3 protein-coding genes are annotated in these 1,527 nt (G+C 72.4%); 1 reads left to right on the top strand and 2 read right to left on the bottom strand.

The genetic code is table 11. The annotated features are described in order from the left end of the window. Positions 1-572, bottom strand: a 572-nt coding sequence (locus G3N92_RS33975) for a LysR family transcriptional regulator (RefSeq protein WP_206131861.1), incomplete at its 3' end; no start/stop codon positions are given. Between the two features lie 142 nt (positions 573-714). Between G3N92_RS33975 and G3N92_RS33970 the strand changes: the two genes are divergently transcribed. Beyond that, positions 715-918 (top strand): hypothetical protein, encoded by a 204-nt coding sequence (locus G3N92_RS33970; RefSeq protein ID WP_206131860.1) that lies wholly within the window; start codon positions 715-717, stop codon positions 916-918. A gap of 128 nt (positions 919-1,046) precedes the next feature. Here the strand turns inward: G3N92_RS33970 and G3N92_RS33965 are convergent. Continuing rightward, on the bottom strand, positions 1,047-1,527 hold a 481-nt coding region (locus tag G3N92_RS33965; RefSeq protein WP_241015203.1), incomplete at its 5' end, for an amidase family protein.

Genomic DNA, 1,527 nt, shown 5'->3' with positions numbered 1-1,527 from the left:
CGCACCCGGCACGGCGCGGCCTGGGTCGCGATCCGCAGCGGTTCGCCGTCGCGCCGCACCCAGTCGGGCGCGGCCATCCAGCCGAACGGCTCGGCCTGCAGCGTGTCGCCGTCGCGGCGGCTGTCGTCGTGGCGCAGCACCAGCGCGGCGTCGAGCGCGCCGCCGTCGAAATCGGCTTCCACGTCGCGCGAGCTGGCCACGCGCATTTCCACCAGCAGCCCCGGATCGGCGCGATGCACGTGCCGCAGCACCAGCGGCAGATCCGGCCCGACGATGTGATGGCTGATGCCCACCTTCAGCGTGGTGCGCTCGCGCGCGAGCACGCCGAGCGCCTCGTCGTGCGCGGCCAGCAGCGCACGCGCCGAACGCAGGAATATCTCGCCCTTCGGCGAGAGCCGCACCATGCGCGGCGTGCGCTCGACGAGACGATGGCCGAGCCGCTCCTCCAGACGCTTGAGCTTGAGGCTGACCGCCGACTGGGTGCTGTCGAGCGCGTCCGCCGCGCGCGTGAAGCTGCGCAGGTCGGCCACCAGCACGAAGGCCTGAACCGCTTCGAGATCGAGTGTTTTCATCGGGAACCATTCGTTTTTGTCATCGTTGAAATATGGCGCGGCCCGTTTTTCGCAACCGGTCGGTGTGACACGCTAACGTCATCCGGCCCGCCTCGCAAGCGGCCGCCTCCCATCCCTTCCATCCCTCTGAGCAGGAGCGGCGATGCCTTATCTGACCGACCCGACCGACCCGGCCGACCCAACCGATCGCGCCGGCGCTTCCCGCGCGCGGCCCGACGCAGCCGACGCCGACGCCAACGCGCTCGCCTGGCAGACGCTCGGCGCGCATCTGGCCGGGCTGGTGCTCGGCGTGGCGATCCTGTCGGCCGCGACGGTGGGGGTGTGCGGGCTGCTGCGCGTCTTGTGAACGCGTTCGGGGCACGCGTGCGCGCGCCGCGCCTGCCGGGTTGGACGGCGGGGCCGGCGCATTGCCGCCCTGGCTAGGGATGCCGTTATCGCGCCGGTTTCTCCAATGCGGCGCGCAACGGCCCGGCGTCAGGCCGGCGGCAGGAAATCGGGCGGCGCGACGAAGCCGCCGTGGTGCGCCTCGAACGCGCGCGCGAACGCGATGGTCGTGCGGTCTTCCAGATACGCCCCCATCACCTGCGCGCCGATCGGCAGCCCGGCGGCGTCGAATCCCACCGGAAAGCTCGTGGCGGGCAGCCCCGGCAGCACCGGCAGCCCGGCCCAGTAGAACAGCTCGAAGAACGGCACGTCGCGCACGCCGCCGGCATAGGCGACCGGGTAGGTGCGCTCGTCCTTCGGCTCGCTGCGGTTGTGATGGAACGCGGGCGTGGGCGCGACCGGCGTCAGCACCACGTCGTAATCGCGGAACAGCCGCTCCCAGTGGTGGCGCAGCGCATGGCGGCGCTCGTCGGCGCGGATCCAGTCGCGATGCGCGAGCGTGGGCGCGCGCAGCCGGGCGGCGTCGGCGCTGGCGTCGTCGGGCGCGAGCCGGGCGAGGATCGGAAGAGCA

The sequence above is a fragment of the Burkholderia sp. Ac-20379 genome, from assembly GCF_017104645.1.
In the GTDB taxonomy this organism is placed as follows: domain Bacteria; phylum Pseudomonadota; class Gammaproteobacteria; order Burkholderiales; family Burkholderiaceae; genus Burkholderia.
Note: the sequence above shows the minus strand (reverse complement) of the source record. Positions and strands in the feature narration are given on the sequence as shown.

Coding starts and splice junctions, on each gene's coding strand:
- G3N92_RS33970 (WP_206131860.1), top strand. CDS start 715: ATGCCTTATCTGACCGACCCGACCGACCCGGCCGACCCAACCGATCGC.